The organism is Pseudomonas sp. FP1762, assembly GCF_030687105.1.
In the GTDB taxonomy this organism is placed as follows: Bacteria; Pseudomonadota; Gammaproteobacteria; order Pseudomonadales; family Pseudomonadaceae; genus Aquipseudomonas; species Aquipseudomonas siliginis.
In genome coordinates this window covers 956,276-974,597 of the sequence record NZ_CP117458.1, presented here as the reverse complement: position 1 = coordinate 974,597, position 18,322 = coordinate 956,276, and the positions used below count along the sequence as shown (strand labels likewise).

The 18,322-nt window shown below is 61.2% G+C and carries 17 protein-coding genes and 1 pseudogene; 6 read left to right on the top strand and 12 right to left on the bottom strand.

The window, feature by feature from the left end; translation table 11 throughout:
• Positions 1 to 164 precede the first annotated feature (164 nt).
• The 5 genes from PSH90_RS04130 (at position 165) to PSH90_RS04110 (ending at position 3,664) form a co-directional block, all read left to right on the top strand.
• Positions 165 to 1,655, top strand: coding sequence for an RNA polymerase factor sigma-54 (locus PSH90_RS04130; RefSeq protein WP_041477979.1), 1,491 nt, complete (start codon positions 165 to 167; stop codon positions 1,653 to 1,655).
• A 73-nt stretch (positions 1,656 to 1,728) separates the two neighbouring features.
• The gene (gene hpf / locus PSH90_RS04125; protein ID WP_007912419.1) at positions 1,729 to 2,037 is read left to right on the top strand and encodes a ribosome hibernation-promoting factor, HPF/YfiA family; all 309 of its coding nucleotides are present in this window, start codon (positions 1,729 to 1,731) and stop codon (positions 2,035 to 2,037) included.
• An 11-nt stretch (positions 2,038 to 2,048) separates the two neighbouring features.
• Positions 2,049 to 2,513 carry a PTS IIA-like nitrogen regulatory protein PtsN gene (ptsN, locus tag PSH90_RS04120; RefSeq protein WP_041477978.1) on the top strand — a complete coding sequence of 155 codons (465 nt, stop codon included), beginning with the start codon at positions 2,049 to 2,051 and terminating at the stop codon, positions 2,511 to 2,513.
• 2 nt (positions 2,514 to 2,515) lie between these two features.
• Positions 2,516 to 3,373, top strand: a complete 858-nt coding sequence (gene rapZ / locus PSH90_RS04115; protein WP_095180376.1) for an RNase adapter RapZ — start codon at positions 2,516 to 2,518, stop codon at positions 3,371 to 3,373.
• A 15-nt stretch (positions 3,374 to 3,388) separates the two neighbouring features.
• The gene (locus PSH90_RS04110) at positions 3,389 to 3,664 is read left to right on the top strand and encodes an HPr family phosphocarrier protein (protein WP_016771685.1); all 276 of its coding nucleotides are present in this window, start codon (positions 3,389 to 3,391) and stop codon (positions 3,662 to 3,664) included.
• A 34-nt stretch (positions 3,665 to 3,698) separates the two neighbouring features.
• Here PSH90_RS04110 and PSH90_RS04105 read toward each other — a convergent pair whose 3' ends face one another.
• The 5 genes and pseudogenes from PSH90_RS04105 to pmbA all read right to left on the bottom strand — a co-directional run bounded on the left by PSH90_RS04105 (position 3,699) and on the right by pmbA (position 7,493).
• The gene (locus PSH90_RS04105) at positions 3,699 to 4,592 is read right to left on the bottom strand and encodes a ZIP family metal transporter (protein ID WP_305382220.1); all 894 of its coding nucleotides are present in this window, start codon (positions 4,590 to 4,592) and stop codon (positions 3,699 to 3,701) included.
• 29 nt (positions 4,593 to 4,621) lie between these two features.
• A complete protein-coding gene (locus PSH90_RS04100; protein WP_095180375.1) occupies positions 4,622 to 5,233 on the bottom strand; it encodes a superoxide dismutase in 612 nt (203 codons plus the stop codon).
• A gap of 1 nt (position 5,234) precedes the next feature.
• Positions 5,235 to 5,675: a hypothetical protein gene (locus tag PSH90_RS04095; RefSeq protein ID WP_042608764.1), complete on the bottom strand. Its 441-nt coding sequence runs from the start codon at positions 5,673 to 5,675 to the stop codon at positions 5,235 to 5,237.
• Between the two features lie 137 nt (positions 5,676 to 5,812).
• Positions 5,813 to 5,893, bottom strand: a pseudogene (locus PSH90_RS04090) (FagA protein); the annotation flags it as partial.
• Between the two features lie 253 nt (positions 5,894 to 6,146).
• Complete coding sequence (pmbA, locus tag PSH90_RS04085; RefSeq protein ID WP_024011613.1) at positions 6,147 to 7,493, bottom strand: metalloprotease PmbA; 1,347 nt, start codon at positions 7,491 to 7,493, stop codon at positions 6,147 to 6,149.
• 108 nt (positions 7,494 to 7,601) lie between these two features.
• Here pmbA and yjgA point away from each other — a divergent pair, with 108 nt between their 5' ends.
• A complete protein-coding gene (gene yjgA / locus PSH90_RS04080; protein ID WP_016771692.1) occupies positions 7,602 to 8,126 on the top strand; it encodes a ribosome biogenesis factor YjgA in 525 nt (174 codons plus the stop codon).
• A 51-nt stretch (positions 8,127 to 8,177) separates the two neighbouring features.
• Here yjgA and tldD read toward each other — a convergent pair whose 3' ends face one another.
• The 7 genes from tldD to mreC form a co-directional block, all read right to left on the bottom strand.
• Positions 8,178 to 9,620 carry a metalloprotease TldD gene (gene tldD / locus PSH90_RS04075; protein ID WP_016771693.1) on the bottom strand — a complete coding sequence of 481 codons (1,443 nt, stop codon included), beginning with the start codon at positions 9,618 to 9,620 and terminating at the stop codon, positions 8,178 to 8,180.
• A 4-nt stretch (positions 9,621 to 9,624) separates the two neighbouring features.
• Positions 9,625 to 10,485 (bottom strand): carbon-nitrogen hydrolase family protein, encoded by an 861-nt coding sequence (locus PSH90_RS04070; protein WP_236169664.1) that lies wholly within the window; start codon positions 10,483 to 10,485, stop codon positions 9,625 to 9,627.
• Between the two features lie 128 nt (positions 10,486 to 10,613).
• Positions 10,614 to 14,417 (bottom strand): YhdP family protein, encoded by a 3,804-nt coding sequence (locus PSH90_RS04065; protein WP_305382219.1) that lies wholly within the window; start codon positions 14,415 to 14,417, stop codon positions 10,614 to 10,616.
• A gap of 75 nt (positions 14,418 to 14,492) precedes the next feature.
• On the bottom strand, positions 14,493 to 15,950 hold the full coding sequence (rng, locus tag PSH90_RS04060) for a ribonuclease G (RefSeq protein ID WP_016771696.1): 1,458 nt from the start codon (positions 15,948 to 15,950) through the stop codon (positions 14,493 to 14,495).
• 58 nt (positions 15,951 to 16,008) lie between these two features.
• Entirely contained in the window at positions 16,009 to 16,605 is a 597-nt protein-coding gene (locus PSH90_RS04055) for a nucleoside triphosphate pyrophosphatase (RefSeq protein WP_150636098.1), read from the bottom strand.
• A 37-nt stretch (positions 16,606 to 16,642) separates the two neighbouring features.
• On the bottom strand, positions 16,643 to 17,134 hold the full coding sequence (gene mreD, locus PSH90_RS04050) for a rod shape-determining protein MreD (protein WP_056782930.1): 492 nt from the start codon (positions 17,132 to 17,134) through the stop codon (positions 16,643 to 16,645).
• The gene (gene mreC, locus PSH90_RS04045; protein WP_231507578.1) at positions 17,134 to 18,201 is read right to left on the bottom strand and encodes a rod shape-determining protein MreC; all 1,068 of its coding nucleotides are present in this window, start codon (positions 18,199 to 18,201) and stop codon (positions 17,134 to 17,136) included. Before mreC ends, mreD begins: the two co-directional genes overlap by 1 nt.
• Positions 18,202 to 18,322 lie beyond the last annotated feature (121 nt).

Below are 18,322 nucleotides of genomic sequence, written 5' to 3'. Positions count from 1 at the left end.
CGCGACAGCGCTGTATCGATTCAAGGCGCATTATCCGCTTTAATTGTTACAGCGCTCTAGGCAAACACTTCAGTTTCAGGCATATAATTTGCTTAAGTTTGGCGCTTCGGCGCCCTGTAGTGGATGGCGCAAAGCGCCGGCGAATAAGGTGTTAAGCCCCTGCCATGAAACCATCGCTAGTCTTGAGAATGGGCCAGCAGCTGACGATGACACCGCAGCTGCAACAGGCCATCCGCCTGCTCCAATTGTCGACCCTGGACCTGCAACAGGAGATCCAGGAGGCTCTGGAATCCAATCCGATGCTCGAGCGCCAGGAAGAAGGCGACGACTTCGACAACGCCGATCCGCTGGCCGACAACGCCGAACAGAAGCCCGCCGAAATCCAGGAACCCTCCTACCAGGAAACCGCCCCGACGGTGGATAACCTCGAGGATGGCGATTGGAACGAGCGCATCCCCAACGAACTGCCAGTGGATACTGCCTGGGAAGACGTCTACCAGACCAGCGCCAGCAGCCTGCCCAGCAGCGATGACGATGAGTGGGATTTCACCACTCGCACGTCGGCCGGCGAGAGCCTGCAAAGCCATCTGCTCTGGCAACTGAACCTGGCGCCGATGTCCGACACCGATCGCCTGATCGCCGTGACCCTGATCGACTGCATCAACAATCAGGGCTATCTGGACGAAACACTCGAAGAAATTCTTGAAGCGTTCGATCCGGAACTGGACATCGAGCTCGACGAAATCGAAGCCGTCCTGCATCGCATCCAGCAATTCGAGCCCGCCGGTATCGGCGCACGCAACCTCAGCGAATGCCTGCTGCTGCAATTGCGCCAGCTGCCTGCGAAGACGCCGTGGCTGACCGAGGCCAAGCGTCTGGTCGCCGATTACATCGACCTGCTCGGCAGCCGCGATTACAGCCAGTTGATGCGGCGCATGAAGCTCAAGGAAGACGAGCTGCGTCAGGTCATCGAACTGGTGCAGAGCCTCAATCCGCGTCCCGGCTCACAGATCGAGTCGACCGAAGCCGAATACGTCATTCCCGACGTGATCGTGCGCAAGGACAACGAGCGCTGGCTGGTCGAGCTGAACCAGGAATCGGTGCCTCGCCTGCGCGTCAACGCCCAGTACGCCGGTTTTGTGAAGCGTGCCGACACCAGCGCCGACAACACTTTCATGCGCAACCAGTTGCAGGAGGCCCGCTGGTTCATCAAGAGCCTGCAGAGCCGCAACGAAACCCTGATGAAAGTGGCCACGCAGATCGTCGAACATCAGCGCGGCTTCCTCGAGTACGGCGACGAAGCAATGAAGCCGTTGGTATTGCATGACATCGCCGAAGCGGTCGGCATGCACGAATCGACGATTTCCCGGGTGACCACACAAAAATTCATGCATACCCCGCGCGGTATTTATGAGCTGAAATACTTTTTCTCCAGCCACGTCAGCACCTCCGAAGGCGGCGAATGCTCGTCCACGGCGATCCGCGCGATCATCAAGAAACTGGTCGCTGCGGAAAATCAGAAAAAGCCGTTGAGTGACAGCAAGATCGCTGGTTTACTGGAGGCACAAGGCATTCAGGTGGCTCGCCGCACCGTCGCCAAGTACCGCGAATCCCTCGGAATCGCGCCTTCGAGCGAACGCAAGCGGTTGATGTAAGCCACGTTACAGCGTTCCAGTGGCAGGCTTTTCGGCCTGCCGCTTTATGCACTGGCAACGAAGGAGAAGCTGTATGCAAGTCAACATCAGTGGACACCAACTGGAAGTGACCCAACCTCTGCGTTCCTACATCGAGGAAAAACTCCAGCGACTGGAGCGACATTTCGACAAGATCACCAACGTGCAGGTCACGATGTGCGTCGAAAAGCTGAAACAGAAGATCGAAGCCACCTTGCATATTCCCGGCAGTGAAGTGGTCGCAAACGCAGAAGATACCGACATGTACGCTGCGATCGACTCACTTACCGACAAGCTGGATCGCCAACTCAAAAAGCATAAGGAAAAGACCCAGAGCCTCCTCCAGGGCGCGACCGGTCGTTAACACCCCTATCCATGATCCGACTTGAAACCATCCTGACCCCCGGCCGTTCCCAAGTGAACGCGCCGGGCGGCAGCAAGAAAAAAGCCCTCGAACAGATTGCCAACCTGATCCACCGCGAAGTGCCGGATCTGGCGATGCAGGATGTCTTCGAGGCGCTGATCGCCCGTGAAAAACTCGGCTCCACCGGTTTTGGCAACGGCATCGCCATTCCCCACTGCCGCCTCAAGGGCTGCGCGGGGCCAGTGAGCGCCCTGCTGCACCTCGAAGCCCCGATCGATTTCGACGCCATCGACGGCGCTCCGGTGGACCTGTTGTTCGTACTGCTGGTCCCGGAAGCCGCAACCGACGCGCATCTGGAGTTGTTGCGCCAGATCGCCAGCATGCTCGACCGCAAGGAAGTGCGCGACAAATTGCGCAGCGCTCCGAGCAATGAAGCCTTGTACCAGGTTGTACTGGACGAGCAGAACGGGCACTAATCATGCGTTTGATCATTGTCAGTGGCCGTTCGGGCTCGGGTAAAAGTACCGCCCTGAATGTCCTTGAGGACAACGGCTACTACTGCATCGACAATCTGCCGGCCGGTTTGCTGCCGGAACTGGCCGAGCGAGCGCTGATTCACACAGAACTGGCGCAGCCGCTGGTCGCCGTGTCGATCGATGCGCGCAACCTGCCCAGCCATCTGTCACGTTTCCCTGAGTTGCTCGAAGACGTGCGTGCCAAGCATATCAAGTGCGATGTGCTGTACCTGGACGCCGATGAAGAAACCCTGCTCAAGCGTTTTTCCGAGACCCGTCGTCGTCACCCGCTGAGCAACGCCAATCGCTCACTGGCCGAGGCGATTCACGATGAAACCTCCCTGCTTGGTCCGATCGCCGATCTGGCCGACCTGAAAATCAACACCACCAGCCTGAATCTGTATCAACTACGCGACACCATCAAGTTGCGCCTGTTGAATCAACCGGAGCCCGGTACGGCGTTTCTGGTCGAGTCGTTCGGCTTCAAGCGCGGCATGCCGGTCGACGCCGACCTCGTGTTCGACGTGCGCTGCCTGCCCAATCCGTACTGGAAACCGGAGCTGCGCGCGCAATCCGGCCTCGATGCCCCTGTGGCCGAGTACCTGGCGCAGCAGCCGGATGTCGAAGAAATGTATCAGGACATCTACGCCTACCTGAACAAGTGGCTGCCACGCTTCGCCGCCAGCAACCGCGCCTACGTCACCATTGCCATTGGCTGCACCGGCGGGCATCACCGCTCCGTCTACCTGACCGAACGACTGGGTCAGGCCCTGCAGAAAACCCTGAAGAACGTCCAGGTTCGCCACCGCGACCTCACCTAAAGGATTTACACCGCGATGCCTGCTCGTGAAATCGAAATCATCAATAAGCTGGGCCTGCATGCCCGGGCATCGGCCAAATTTGTCGGCGTGGCGGGTCAGTATCCAGACTGCACGATCCGAGTGGGACGCACACCTGAAACGACTGTCGACGGCAAGAGCATCATGGCAATGATGATGCTCGCGGCGGGTAAAGGCACCAAGATCCATTTGAGCACCGAAGGCGAACAGGCTCAGGAAGCCATGGACGCATTGGTCGATCTGATCGAAAGGTATTTCGACGAAGGTGAATAATCCTCGAGGCGGGGACACTGTTCCTCGCCTCCATTCACCCCAACGCCGTATCCATCACCATCATCAGACAAAACCCGATCAGAAGGCCCAGACTGGCCAGCTTGTCATGCCCATGACGGCGCGATTCCGGGATCACTTCGTGGGTCACCACCAGCAACATCGCCCCCGCCGCCAGTGCCAGCCCCAACGGCAACAGCACCTGAGCCAGACTCACGAGCCACGCACACAGCAGCGCAAATACCGGTTCGACCAGCCCCGACGCCGCGCCGATCAGAAACGCTCTGACCCGCGACATTCCCGCCCCGGCCAGCACCAGAGCAATCACCAGTCCTTCCGGCACATCCTGCAACGCAATGCCCATCGCCAGACTGTCGGCGTCCGCCATCCCGCCTCCGGCAGATACGCCAACCGCCATGCCTTCCGGAATGTTGTGCGCGATGATGGCGAACACGAACAGCCAGATTCGCGGTGGAATCACCGGATGCTCCAACGTGCCGACGAGCATCTCCGGCGAGGCACCGCAAATGCGCCGATCCACCAGATACAGACCGAACGCACCGAGCAGGATGCCGAAGCAGATCAGGCCACTGGCGGCCCACGGCGTCAGGCCAAGGCTCTCAGCTGCAGCTATGCCCGGCACGATCAGCGAAAACGCCGTCGCCGCCAGCATCACCCCGGCACCAAATCCCAGCAAGGTGTCGCTGAGTGCCTGCGGCATGCGGCGGATCACCAGCACCGGCACCGCGCCAAGCGCCGTGCCCAAGGCGCAGATGGCACCGCCCTGCAAGGCACGTAACAGCCTCGGTTCCAGATTCAGCCATTGCAAAGCGTGGGCGACCAGTAAAGTCATACCCGCCAACAGCAACAGCGAACCCACCGCGTAACGAAACATGCGCCCACTGCCAATCGCCAGTGTTTCCGTGCCCATAGTCAGCCCTGATTGTTTTTATTGAAGGCTTAAACCAGTGCGGCCTGATAGCGCGCAGCAACTTCCGGCCAGTTGATCACGTTGTAGAACGCGTTGATGTATTCCGGGCGACGGTTCTGGTAACGCAGGTAGTAAGCGTGCTCCCAGACATCGAGGCCAAGGATCGGGGTGTTGCCGTTCATCAACGGGCTGTCCTGGTTGCCGCTGCTTTCCACGACCAGTTTTTTATCCGGTGTCACGCTCAGCCACGCCCAGCCGCTGCCAAAACGGGTCAGCGCGGCTTTGGTGAACGCTTCCTTGAAACTGTCGAGTCCGCCCAGTTGCTCGTCGATGGCCTTGGCCAGCGCGCCGCTGGGCTTGCCGCCACCGTTGGGCACCATCACTTCCCAGAACAGCGAATGGTTGGCGTGGCCGCCGCCCTGATTGATCACCGCCGCGCGAAGTTTTTCCGGCAGTTGCTGCACGCTGGCGACGAGTTTTTCCACCGGCCACTCGGCGAACTCGGTGCCTTCCACGGCGGCGTTGAGGTTGTTGATGTAGGTCTGGTGATGCTTGGTGTAATGGATTTCCATGGTCTGCGCATCGATGTGCGGCTCGAGGGCATCGTAGGCGTAAGGCAAGGCAGGCAAGGTAAAAGCCATTTCAATGGACTCCATACTGATGAGAAGTTGAGGCGCGGCGGGCATTGCCGGTGTCCGGATGCAGCAGGCGCTGGGTGCGTGGGTATTCGCCGTGCTCGCTGATGAAGTTCAACAGTTCGACATAGGTCTTGCTGCTCTGGCGCAGCGCCGCCTCACGCAGGGCCGGACGCAAGCGCTCGTCCTGCATGGTCTGCAACAAACGTTGATGGATGGCACAGAGATATTCGGCGCTCTCCTCCGGTTGGTTCAGGCGCAAATGCAGGTCGGCGAGGTTGTGATGAGAGACGACGCAGGCCGCCACCGCTTCGTCGGCATCCGCCCAGCGTTCGAACAACACTTGCGCCAGGGCCAGGGCTTGCAGGTAAGCCTCGCGGGCGTCGATCAGTTCGCCCAGCATGAAGCAGCGATTGGCCCGTTCGATCGTGCGTTTCCAGTGCTCCATGATGAGCCTCCAAAGCGGTTGCGGGGTTTACACGCCGCCGGCGGTGAGTTTCTCGGGGTTGAGCAACTCTTTCAGCTGGCTGCGCGACAGGCGGGTGTGTTCCAGGGCGACGTCGATCACCGCACAGCCTTCCTTGCAGGCGTTAGCGCGCAACGGATCTGGCGACTCATCCAGCGCCGGCTTTCGAGGTAGGGCTGCTCGTGCAAGGCAGAACTCATGATCCGTGACTCGTCCGGAAATGAGATTTATTATTAGATGATAATGAGAACCAAAACAAGCGTTCGAGTTTGCGCTGTTCATTTGTGGGAGCGAGCCTGCTCGCGAATGCGCCGTGTCAGCCAGCACATTTGCAACTGATCCACCGCTTTCGCGAGCAGGCTCGCTCCCACAAAGAATTTGTAGCGAAGCGAATAAAAAAGGCGCGCCATCCACAACGGATGGCGCGCCTTTTTGGCTTGGCGGATTCGCGGCTTAGCTGCCGGCGACAGTCATCCGCTCGATCAACACAGACCCGGTGCGAATGTTGCTGCGCAGTTCCAGATCATTACCCACCGCGACAATCTGCTTGAACATGTCGCGCATGTTGCCGGCGATGGTCACTTCCTGCACGGCGAACTGGATCTCGCCGTTCTCGACCCAGAAGCCCGCCGCACCGCGCGAATAGTCACCGGTGACCATGTTCAGGCCGTGGCCCATCAACTCGGTGACCAGCAGTCCTCGGCCCATGCGCTTCAACAGCGCTGCCTGATCCTCATCACCGTGGGTGACGAACAGGTTGTGCACCCCGCCCGCGTTGGCGGTGCTCGGCATGCCCAGCTTGCGCCCGGAGTAGGTACCGAGGATGTAGGAGACCAACTCGCCCTTTTCGACGAATGGTTTCGCGTAAGTCGCCAGGCCATCACCGTCGTAGGAAGCACTGCCCATGGCACGCATCAGATGCGGACGCTCATCAATGGTCAGCCATTCCGGGAACAGCTTCTGCCCCAGTGTGCCTTCCAGAAACGACGATTTGCGATACAGGCTGCCGCCGGATACTGCCGAGAGGAAGCTGCCGAACAGACCGCCCGCCAGTTCGGCGGAAAACAGCACCGGCACTTCGCAGGTCGGCACCGGCCGCGCGCCCAGACGGCTCGCCGCCCGTTGCGCGGCACGCTGGCCGATGCTCACCGGATCGGCGAGCAGACTGCCCTGGCGATTGACGTCATACCAGTAATCGCGCTGCATCTGCCCGTCAGCTTCGGCGATCATCACGCAACTCAGGCTGTGCCGGGTCGACGCGTAACCGCCGATGAAACCGTGGCTGTTGCCATAAACCCGGCAGCCCTGATGGGTGCTGAGGGTGGTGCCGTCGGCGTTCTTGATCCGCGCATCGGCATCGAACGCCGCTGCCTCGCAGAGCAAAGCCTTCTCAATGGCCTGTTCCGGGGTGATGTCCCATTCGTGGAACAGGTCGAAGTCCTGCACATCCCTGGCCATCAGTGCGGCGTCGGCCAGACCCGAGGCTTCGTCCTCGGAGGTGTGTTTGGCTATCGCGAGTGCTGCAGCGACGGTTTCACGAATCGCCTCCGGCCCGGTGGCCGAGGTGCTGGCCGAGCCTTTGCGCTGGCCGACGTACAGGGTGATGCCAAAACCCTGATCACGATTGAATTCAACGGTTTCGACCTCGCGCTGACGCACCGAGGTCGACAGCCCCTGCTCCAGCGACACCGCGACTTCACAGGCGCTGGCGCCCTGGCGCTTGGCTTCGGCGATGATCTGCTCGACCTGTTCTTGCAGTGCCGGCAATGCCTGCGGGCCGACGCTTTGAACTGCACTCATGCTCATCTCCACTCAAATTCTGCTTTCGGCTGGGGTCATCGAGCGACCGGGCCGGACAAGCGGCCCCCGACTGGTTATCATGGCGGCGTTTCTTTGCGGACTGCCACCATGGTTGATTCTTACGACGACTCCCTCGATACGGGAGAAAAAAGCAAATCTCAGGTCAAACGCGAGTTGCATGCGCTGGTTGACCTCGGCGAGCGCCTGACCACACTCAAGCCTGATCTGGTCGCCAAACTGCCGTTGACCGACGCTTTGCGCCGGGCATTGGCCGATGCGCCCAAGCACACCGCGAACATCGCGCGTAAACGGCATTTGCAGTTCATCGGCAAACTGATGCGCGACCAGGACACTGACGCGATTCTGACTCTGCTCGATCAACTCGATGCCTCCACTCGCCAGTACAACGAGCGTTTCCATAATCTGGAACGCTGGCGTGACCGCCTGATCGCGGGCGATGACGCCGTGCTGGAGAAATTCGTCATCGAGTACCCGGACGCCGATCGCCAGCAATTGCGTTCCCTGATCCGTCAGGCCCAGCATGAGGTTGCGCAAAACAAACCACCTGCTTCGAGCCGCAAGATCTTCAAATACATTCGGGAGCTGGACGAGACTCAACGCGGTCTGCGTTGATAATCGCCACCGGGTGGCCGTCCTGCGCGCCACCCGAAAGCCCCACCGTTCTTATGCGCCCGTGCCACCCACGGTGATCGCATCGATTTTCAGCGTTGGCTGGCCGACACCTACCGGCACCGACTGCCCATCCTTGCCGCACGTACCCACACCGCTGTCCAGCGCCAGATCGTTACCGACCATCGACACCCGGCTCATCGCCTCGGGACCGTTGCCGATCAATGTCGCGCCTTTGACCGGTGCGGTGATTTTGCCGTCCTCGATCAGATAAGCCTCGCTGGTCGAGAACACGAACTTGCCGCTGGTGATATCGACCTGACCGCCGCCGAGGTTGGCGCAGTAGATGCCCTTCTTCACCGAGGCGATGATTTCCGCCGGATCACTTTCGCCACCGAGCATGTAGGTGTTGGTCATCCGGGGCATCGGCAGATGCGCATAGGATTCGCGACGACCGTTACCGGTGCGCGCCACGCCCATCAGCCGCGCATTGAGCTTGTCTTGCATGTAGCCCTTGAGTACGCCGTTTTCGATCAGCGTGGTGCATTCGGTCGGCGTGCCTTCGTCATCGACGCTCAGCGAACCGCGACGGCCGCTCAAGGTGCCGTCATCGACGATGGTGCATAGCTTGGAGGCAACCATTTCACCCATGCGCCCGCTATAGGCCGAGCTGCCCTTGCGGTTGAAATCGCCTTCCAGACCGTGACCGACCGCTTCGTGCAGCAGCACCCCGGACCAGCCGGAACCCAGCACCACCGGCAAGGTACCGGCCGGCGCTGGAATTGCTTCAAGGTTGACCAGCGCCTGGCGCAGCGCTTCGCGGGCATAACCCATGGCGCGGTCTTCGGCGAGGAAGTAGCGGTAATCGGTACGCCCGCCGCCGCCATGCCCGCCGCGTTCGCGCCGGCCGTTCTGCTCAACGATGACGCTGACATTGAAGCGCACCAGCGGTCGCACGTCGGCGGCCAGGCCACCGTCGGTGGAGGCCACCAGAATTCGCTCCCAGACCCCGGCCATGCTCACGCTGACTTGCTGAATCCGTGGGTCGAGCGCGCGGGTGGCGACGTCGATGCGTTTGAGCAACTCGACTTTTTCCGCGCGGCTGAGCACTTCCAGCGGGTTATCCGGCGCGTACAGTTGCGCGACGTCCTGGCTGGTGAATGCCTGCACGGTGCCGTTCTGTCCGGCGCGGGAGATCGAACGCGCGGCGCGGGCCGCTGCGCCGAGGGCCTCGAGGGTGATCGCGTTGCTGTAGGCAAAACCGGTTTTCTCACCGGACTGTGCACGCACGCCGACACCCTGATCGAGGTTGAAGCTGCCTTCCTTGACGATGCCGTCTTCCAGCGCCCATGACTCGGAAATCTGGCCCTGGAAATACAGGTCGGCGGCATCGATGCCCGGCCCGGCCAGATCGCCGAGCACGCCTTGCAGGCTCTCGATCGTGACACCGCCGGGTGCCAACAGGTGATCACTGACTGAGGACAACAACTCGCTCATAGGTTTACGCCTTAAATTCGTGTTCTGAAGCAGGCCGCTGGGCGCCCTGCGAGAAAAACCGCCGATGACGCGTCACCGGCATGCGCGCCCGGATGGACGCTTGTTCATCGCTGTCGCGGGCGGCCAGCAACACCGCCTCGCCTTGATCCTGTTGGGCCAGTACGCGCCCCCACGGGTCGACAATCGCCGCATGCCCGAAGGTTTCACGCGGTCCGGGATGGCTGCCGCCCTGTGCGGCCGCGAGGATATAACACTGTGTTTCGATGGCCCGCGCGCGGATCAGTACATCCCAATGCGCGGCGCCGGTTACGGCCGTAAACGCCGACGGTGCGGTAATCAATTCGGCACCGGCGGCACGCAATTCACTGTACAGCTCCGGGAAACGCAAGTCGTAACACACACTCAGACCGACTCGCCCCACCGGCGTATCCGCCACCACTACATTACCGCCATAAGCATAGTCATCGGATTCACGGTATTGGCCGCGATTGTCGGCGACATCGACATCGAACAGATGCAGCTTGTCATAGCGCGCGACGATCTCACCGTTATCGTTGATCAGCAACGAGCAGGCATTGGCTTTGGCCGTGGGTTGACCCAACGGTGGCAACGGCAATGTACCGGCGACTATCCATAAGGTGAGGTCGCGGGCGGTCTGTTTCAACCAGGGCAGGATCGGCCCTTCGCCCAAGGCCTCGGCGCGGCCGATATCGGCGACGTCGCGACGGCCCATGGCGGCGAAGTTTTCCGGCAGCACCGCGAGTTTCGCCCCGCCGGCGGCGGCCTGTTCGAGCAGGCGCCGGGCCTGGGCCAGATTGGCCGGCACGTCGCTCTGGCTGACCATTTGAATCACCGCTAAAGACATGGCCGCTCCTCGGGATTTGCATATGACTGTGTAGGAGCTGCCGAAGGCTGCGATCTGTTGATTTTTTTTAAGAGCCAGATCAAAAGATCGCAGCCTTCGGCAGCTCCTACAGGGGTAGTGTCTGCTAGTTAAAAAGGCTTGTCGAAGGTGATTTTCGGCTCTTTCCATGGGCCTTTGACGGTGTACTTGACGCTGGCGAAGCGCGCGACGCGGTCGCCGATCAGCTTGTCGATGAGGAACAGCGCGCCGCCGACCGCCGGTGCGCCGACGAGCAACGCGGCGATCGGCAGGTTGTTGGTCACCGGCAAGGTCACCAGCAATTTCGCATCGACCTTGTCACCAACCAGATCCAGCGTGCCGTCCAGCTCAAGGTTGCTCGAAGGCCCGGTCAGGCGAATCGGCTCACGTGTCACGTAGACACCATTGTTCGCCACCAGCAAACCTTTGACCCGGTCGTAGCTCAGGCCTTTGCCGAACAGGTCGGAGAAGTCCAGACGCAGGCGCCGGCCGATCGAGTTGAAGTTGAGCAGGCCGAACACCCGCAGCGCCTGAGCACCGCCTTCCACTTCAACGAACTGGCCTTTGTTCAGCGAGGCATCGAGGGTGCCGGAGAAGCGCTTGGTCGCCAGCCACGCCGGCGAGCCCGGCCAACGGCCGTCGACATCCATATGGAATTCTTCGCTGGTCACGCTCGGCGCGAAGCCCCAGCCTTTGAGCACGTCGGCCAGATTCTTGCCGCCAATGCGGCCCTTGTACCAACTGCTGGTCGCCCCCGGCGCGCCTTCCCAGCCGCCGTTGCCTTGCAGCAGGATACCCTTGAGGCCCATGTCGAGGTTGTTCAGCGCGATGCCCTTGGCGGTCGGCCGCACTTTCAGCGACCAGCCACCCACCAGGTCGGGGCCGAGGAATAATTGGTTGAGGGTTATATCCAGCGCCGGGATTTTCGTCGGGTCGACCGACGCCAATGGATCCGGCGCATTCTCGTCAGCCTGCACCGCCGGGTCCGGCGCCGGCAGTTTCACGTATTGCAGATTCACCGCAATCGGTACGCCCTTGGCATCCGGCAGGCTGGCGCTGCCCTTGGCCTGTTGGCTATCCAGCGCCAGGTTCCACGCGCCTGGCTTGCGATTGATCTGCACCGAAGCCTGATCCAGCGTGGTGCCGAACGCGGTCAATTTGCCGACCTTGATGTCAGCACTGCTGAGCAGTTGTTTGGCGCTGCCGCCCGGATCCCCGCCAGCGTACTTGCTGGCCAGATCCTGCCACGGCGCGACGTCCAGTTCCGACAGCACCCCGCGTATGCGCAGGCCCTTGGCGCCCGGCAACACCGCTTCGCCAGCACCGAGAAACAGTTCGCCACGGCCGTCGGCGAAATTGCTCGGCGGCGCGGCAAAAGTGAAATTGGCCAGTTGATCGTATTTGAACCAGTACCGCCGCTCCTGCCCTTGCAAGGTCATGCGGAATACCGTGTCGCGTCCGACATCGGCGGTCATGCCGAACGGCGCCGGCAGATCCACCGCCACGCCTTTGAGGCTGGAGCTGACCAACAACTGGCTGTCGGCCCCGGAAAGATTCAGCTGCAACTGATACGGAATCGTCCCGGACACCGGCAACGGCTGGGTCACGCCCAGCCAATCGGTGAGCTTTTTCACTTCAACCTGCCCCGACGCCGCAACCCGGGTCTTGATCTGGTTGGGGCTGCCATCAGCGAAGATCTGCGCAGTGACCGGTTTGTCGAAGGCCCGTGCAGAGATGTTCTGGCCGCTGAGGCCTTTATTGCTGTCGAAGCGGAAATCGCCCTTGAGCTGGCTCAGTTCGAGCTTCGGTTCGGCCAGTTTCAGCCGCGCGTTGGCCGTTTTGAAATCGACGAGGATTTTCGGCTGCTCGCCCTTGGCCAGCGGAATATCCAGCTTGAGCTTGCCATTCAGATCACCCGCGCCCTCCCAACCGGCAAAGGTCTCACCAGTGCCGATCGGCGCATCCTGAAGAATCTTCAAGCCGTCGCCCAGGCCACCGGCAAATGCGCCATCCAGGAACAAATGCGAGTTCTGCCCGGCCGGTACATGAGGAATATTGACGAAGACATCGCTGACTTGGGTGTCGAGCAACTGGCCTTTGCTGGCCCAGATGCGCACGCCGCTGTCTTCGATGAACACATCGCCGCTGACTTTGCTCACATGCGGCCAGCCCGGCTGAAAGGCCAGCTCGGCGTCGTGCACTTTGAAGAACAGGCTGATGCTGCGATCAGCCTCGCCAGCGTTCTTGCTCAGCGAGCCCTGATACTGGAAGAAGCCCTGGTCCACTGCGCCTTTGAGGATCGCTGTGCGCAGCCACTCATCAAGCGCCGGGCTCAACACCGCCGGCAGGTATTTCGCGGTGTAGCGACCGTCGCCATCAACCAGGCCGACGCGCAGGTCCATGTAGTCTTCCTGGCTATGGTCAAAGTGCAGGCGAATGAGGAAATCGCCGGCAATCTTGCCCTCCTCGCCCAATACCTTGAGGTATGGCGCAATCAGGGTGAAGCCATCCTTGTCGAGCTTCCAGGTCAGCCGCGCATTGGCCTGCAGGTATTGCCATGGCTTGGCGAAAATCGGATCGAGGTGCAGGACGAAATCCTTGCTGTCGAGGCGCAACTCGCCGCCGTCGAGGTTGCCGCTCAGGCTGCCACTGACATTGCGCGCCGCCGGAGCGCCGTGGTAGGCATCGAAACCGACATTGTCGAGGTTGGCGGCAAAGCCGAATTTGCTGCCATCGGTGGCGGTCGGGCGGAAGTCCAGCAGCACATTACGCAGGCCGCCGGTTACCTTCAAACGCTCGACCACTGTGGCGAAGCTTTGTGGCAACGGCCCCAGCGCATTGAGCAGCGGCGTGATCGGGGTCAGATCGAGGCGATCGGCCTGCAGATGCCAGAGCTCTTCAGCCTTGGCGCTGGCGCGAGTCTGCTGCACCTGCACATGGGATTCCCAGCGGGTTTCGCCGAAGCTCATCGCCAGTGAATCGAGGGTGACTTTCACCCCTTCGGCTGTGTTGCGGTAATAGGCGTTGAGCGCCAGATTGTTGATCTGGATCGGCTTGCGCTCGGCGTAGGCACCGGTCACTTGCGGCGCATTCAGGCGCAACGCGGCGCTTTGCAAAGCGCCTTCGGACCAATCGACCCAGAGTTCGCCGCCGGCCTTGATCTCGGAAAAATTCCATTGCTGGGTCAGGCGCTCGGGAAGCCATTTCGACCAGTCGCTCTGCGGCAGGCTGGCATAACCCTCGATGGCGCTGTTCTGCCATTGATCGGGACGCAGCTGGCTGCGCAGGCTCAGCGCGACAGGCTGGCCATCGGGCAAGGTCAGACGCGCGTCGAGACGCTGGCGGCTGGCGCCGGTACGCAGATTGAGGCCGACATAGGTGAGCGTCATGGGCGGGTGATCGAGCGGTTGCAGGGTCACCTGGCTGTCGAGCACCGACAATTGTCTGATCATCTGCGAGCGCTGGAACAGTTGCGCCGCATCGAACGGCTGATCCTTCTGCACCGGCAGCCCTTCCAGCGCCCAGGTACCGTCTTCGGCTTCCTTGAGGCTGATCTTCAAACCGTTGAGTTCGATATGCGCGAGGCGTACTTCGCGGGCCAACACGCTGCCCCACATATCCGGCACCACCCGCACGCGGTCGAGGCGCAGCGCGTTGGCGCCGTCGCCGACCATCACGTCATGGGCCAGCAGGATCGGCGCGAAACCGCTCCAGTTGCCTTCCAGCTCACCGATCTGCAAGGGCATGCCGAGGGCGGCGCTGGCCTTGTCTTCGATGTCGGCGCGGTATTCGGCCACCAGTGGCGTCAGCTCGCGGCCGAGGCTGACGTACAACGCCATCAACACCAGAACCAACGCGCACAGGCCCAGCCCCCAGCGGGTGAGTGCGGCCAGAATGCGTGTCAGACGCTCCATGTCAGTTGGCTCCCATGGCAAAAAAACTGCGAAAAGCTGAGGCCAGCCGCGTTGAATGAAGGGTGATGCAGGGTTTCAGAGCAGCACCACGTCATATTGTTCCTGGGAATACATGGTTTCCACCTGGAAGCGTATGGTGCGACCGATGAAGCCTTCAAGCTCGGCGACGTTACCGGACTCTTCATCAAGCAGACGATCGACCACCTTCTGGTTGGCCAGCACCCGGTAACCCTCGGCCTGATAGGCCCGCGCCTCGCGCAGAATCTCGCGGAAGATCTCGTAACAGATGGTTTCGGCGGTCTTCAGCTTGCCGCGGCCCTGACAACTGCTGCACGGTTCGCACAGCACCTGCTCAAGGCTTTCGCGGGTGCGCTTGCGGGTCATCTGCACCAGGCCCAACTCGGTGATGCCGATGATGTTGGTCTTGGCGTGGTCGCGCTCCAGCTGTTTTTCCAGAGTGCGCAGAACCTGACGCTGGTGCTCTTCATCTTCCATGTCGATGAAGTCGATGATGATGATCCCGCCGAGATTGCGCAGGCGCATCTGCCGGGCAATCGCCGTGGCCGCTTCGAGATTGGTTTTGAAAATGGTTTCTTCGAGGTTGCGATGACCGACGAACGCCCCGGTGTTGACGTCGATGGTGGTCATGGCTTCCGCCGGATCGATCACCAGATAGCCGCCAGACTTCAGCGGCACCTTGCGCTCCAGCGCGCGCTGGATTTCGTCTTCGACACCGTACAGATCGAAGATCGGTCGTTCACCCGGGTAGTGTTCCAGACGATCAGCGATTTCCGGCATCAGTTCGGCGACAAACTGCGTGGTTTTCTGGAAGGTTTCCCGGGAATCGATGCGGATCTTCTCGATTTTCGGATTGACCAGGTCACGCAGGGTGCGCAGGGCCAGGCCGAGGTCTTCGTAAATCACGCTCGGCGCGGCGATGGTCTTGATCTGCTCGTTGATCTGGTCCCAGAGGCGCCGCAGGTAGCGGATGTCCATGAGAATTTCATCAGCGCCCGCGCCTTCCGCGGCCGTGCGCAGAATGAAACCGCCGGCCTCCTTGATGCCTTCTTTGGCCACGCAATCACTGACCACCTGCTTGAGGCGCTCGCGCTCGGCTTCGTCTTCGATCTTCAGGGAAATGCCGACGTGGGCGGTGCGCGGCATGTACACCAGATAACGCGAAGGAATCGACAGTTGCGTGGTCAGGCGTGCGCCTTTAGAGCCGATCGGGTCTTTGGTGACTTGCACCACCAGACTTTGGCCTTCGTGCACCAGCGAACTGATGCTTTCCACCGCCGGGCCTTCACGCAGGGAGATTTCGGCGGCGTGAATGAAAGCTGCACGATCGAGGCCGATGTCAACAAATGCCGCCTGCATGCCCGGCAGGACGCGAACGATCTTGCCTTTATAGATGTTGCCGACGATCCCGCGTTTCTGCGTGCGCTCGACGTGGACTTCTTGCAGCACACCGTTTTCGACCACCGCCACGCGCGATTCCATCGGCGTGATGTTGATCAGAATCTCTTCACTCATGGCAGGATCTCGTTCAGGCATGTTCACGATAGTGGCCGCATCTGGATTCGTACGACGCTCAGGGCGTGTTCAGGTTTTGCCAACAGGGTATGCCGAAATGGCCCAACACCTCGCAGGTTTCGCACAACGGCAAGCCGACCACCGCCGAGTAGCTGCCTTCGAGCCCGGCGACAAACACCGCACCCAGGCCCTGAATGCCATAGCCGCCGGCCTTGTCGCGCGGTTCGCCACTGGCCCAGTAGGCAGCGGCCTCATCGCGGCTGATGGTGCGGAAACGCACGCGACTGCGCACCACCCGCGACTCGCAGCGCTCGCCTTCAAGCACGGCGATGGCGGTCAGCACTTCGTGTTCGTTGCCGGACAACATCATCAGCATGGCGCATGCATCGGCTTCGTCCACCGGTTTGCCAAGTATTTTGCCGTCGAGCACCACTGCGGTGTCGGCGCCAAGCACGCAGAACGGCTGATCAGAGACGACCGAACAGCGACCGGCCTCAGCCTTGCCACGCGCAAGGCGTTCGACATAGGCCGAAGGGGACTCTTCAGGAAGCGGGGTTTCGTCGATGTCCGCGCTGATGGCGGAGAACTGCACGCCGATCTGCGTGAGCAATTCACGGCGACGCGGTGAGCCGGAGGCGAGGTAAAGCAGTTTCATCAAAACATCTCCCTGTTCAGTGCCCTGCTTCACCGGCTCAATAGATTCTGTAGCGTCGGCACATCCCGCGAAGGGCGAAGCTGACCCACGGCCAGAGCAAGGCACTGACCAGCGCCGGCAAGACCAGCGCCAGGGTTGGCTGACGGTTGCCGGTCAGAGCGCTCAGCCACAGTTGCGCCAACTGTGCGAGGCCGAAGATCACCAGGATCACCAGGCACTGCTGCCACATCGGGAACATGCGCAGACGCTGCTGCAACGACAACACGAGGAAAGTAATCAGGGTCAGGATCAGCGCGTTCTGCCCGAGCAGGTCGCCCTGCAGGACATCTTCGGCCAGCCCCAGACAGAACGCCGTCACCATGCCGACCGTGTGCGGCATGTACAGCGCCCAGAAGGTCACGAGCAAGGCCAGCCACAGCGGGCGAAGGATTTCCATGAAGATCGGCAACGGTGAAACGCTGAGCAGGATGCCGACGAAGAACGTCAGCCAGATCATCCAGCTGTTTCCGGATTTTTTCGCGCCGACCATTATTCTCGTCCCCCGGTAGTCGCTGGCGGTTTTGCCGGTGGTTTGCTCGCGGCCGGCGGTTTGGCAGCGGCCGGAGCGGCAGCGGGCGGTTTGCTCGCGGCAGGCTTGGCAGGCGTGGTGGCAGGCGCCGCTGCTTCAGCGGCCGGCGCTGCGGTAGCGGTCGACGGCGTGGCAGGCATGATCAACGGTTTCGGCACGCTGGCCGGCAACATCGGGCCGCCGCCGTGGGCATCGAGCTGTTCCTGCGCCTGGGCGGCGTCATTGGCGCGTTCCTCGGCGGTGCGGCTGTCGCTGAACACCAGCAGCAGGTAGCGGCTGCGGTTCAGGGCGGCGGTAGGTACCGCACGGACAATGGCAAACGGTTGGCCGGAATCGTGGATGACTTCCTTGACCGTGGCCACCGGATAACCAGCGGGGAATCGCTGGCCGAGGCCGGAGCTGACCAGCAGGTCGCCCTCTTTGATGTCCGCCGTGTCGGCGACATGACGCAATTCCAGGCGCTCAGGGTTGCCGGTGCCACTGGCAATCGCGCGCAGACCGTTACGATTCACCTGCACCGGAATGCTATGGGTGGTGTCGGTCAGCAGCAGAACGCGCGAGGTGTACGGCATCAATTCGACCACCTGGCCCATCAGCCCGCGTGCATCGAGCACCGGTTGGCCGAGCACCACGCCGTCGCGCTCACCTTTGTTGATGATGATGCGATGGGTGAAGGGGTTGGGGTCCATGCCGATCAACTCGGCCACTTCGACCTTTTCATTGACCAGTGCGGAGGAGTTGAGCAACTCGCGCAGCCGAACGTTCTGCTCGGTCAGGGCCGCGAGCTTTTGCATGCGTCCCTGCAACAGCAGGTTTTCGGTCTTGAGTTTTTCGTTTTCGGCGACGAGCTCGGTGCGGCTGCCGAACTGACTGGCGACCCCTTCCCATAAGCGGCCGGGCAGGTCAGTGATCCAGTAGGCATCCATGAGCACCAGCGACGCTTGCTTGCGCGCGGGCTTGAGCAGGTCGAAACGTGCATCGACCACCATCAGCGCGACCGCGAGCACGGCCAGCACCAACAGGCGCACGCCCAACGAAGGGCCTTTGGTGAAAAGCGGTTTAATAAGCCGCTCCTCCCAGGCAAATGTTCTGTTTATTCATACGGCATCAAACCGGCCTGGATGAAGACTGACAGAAGATAAACGCCAA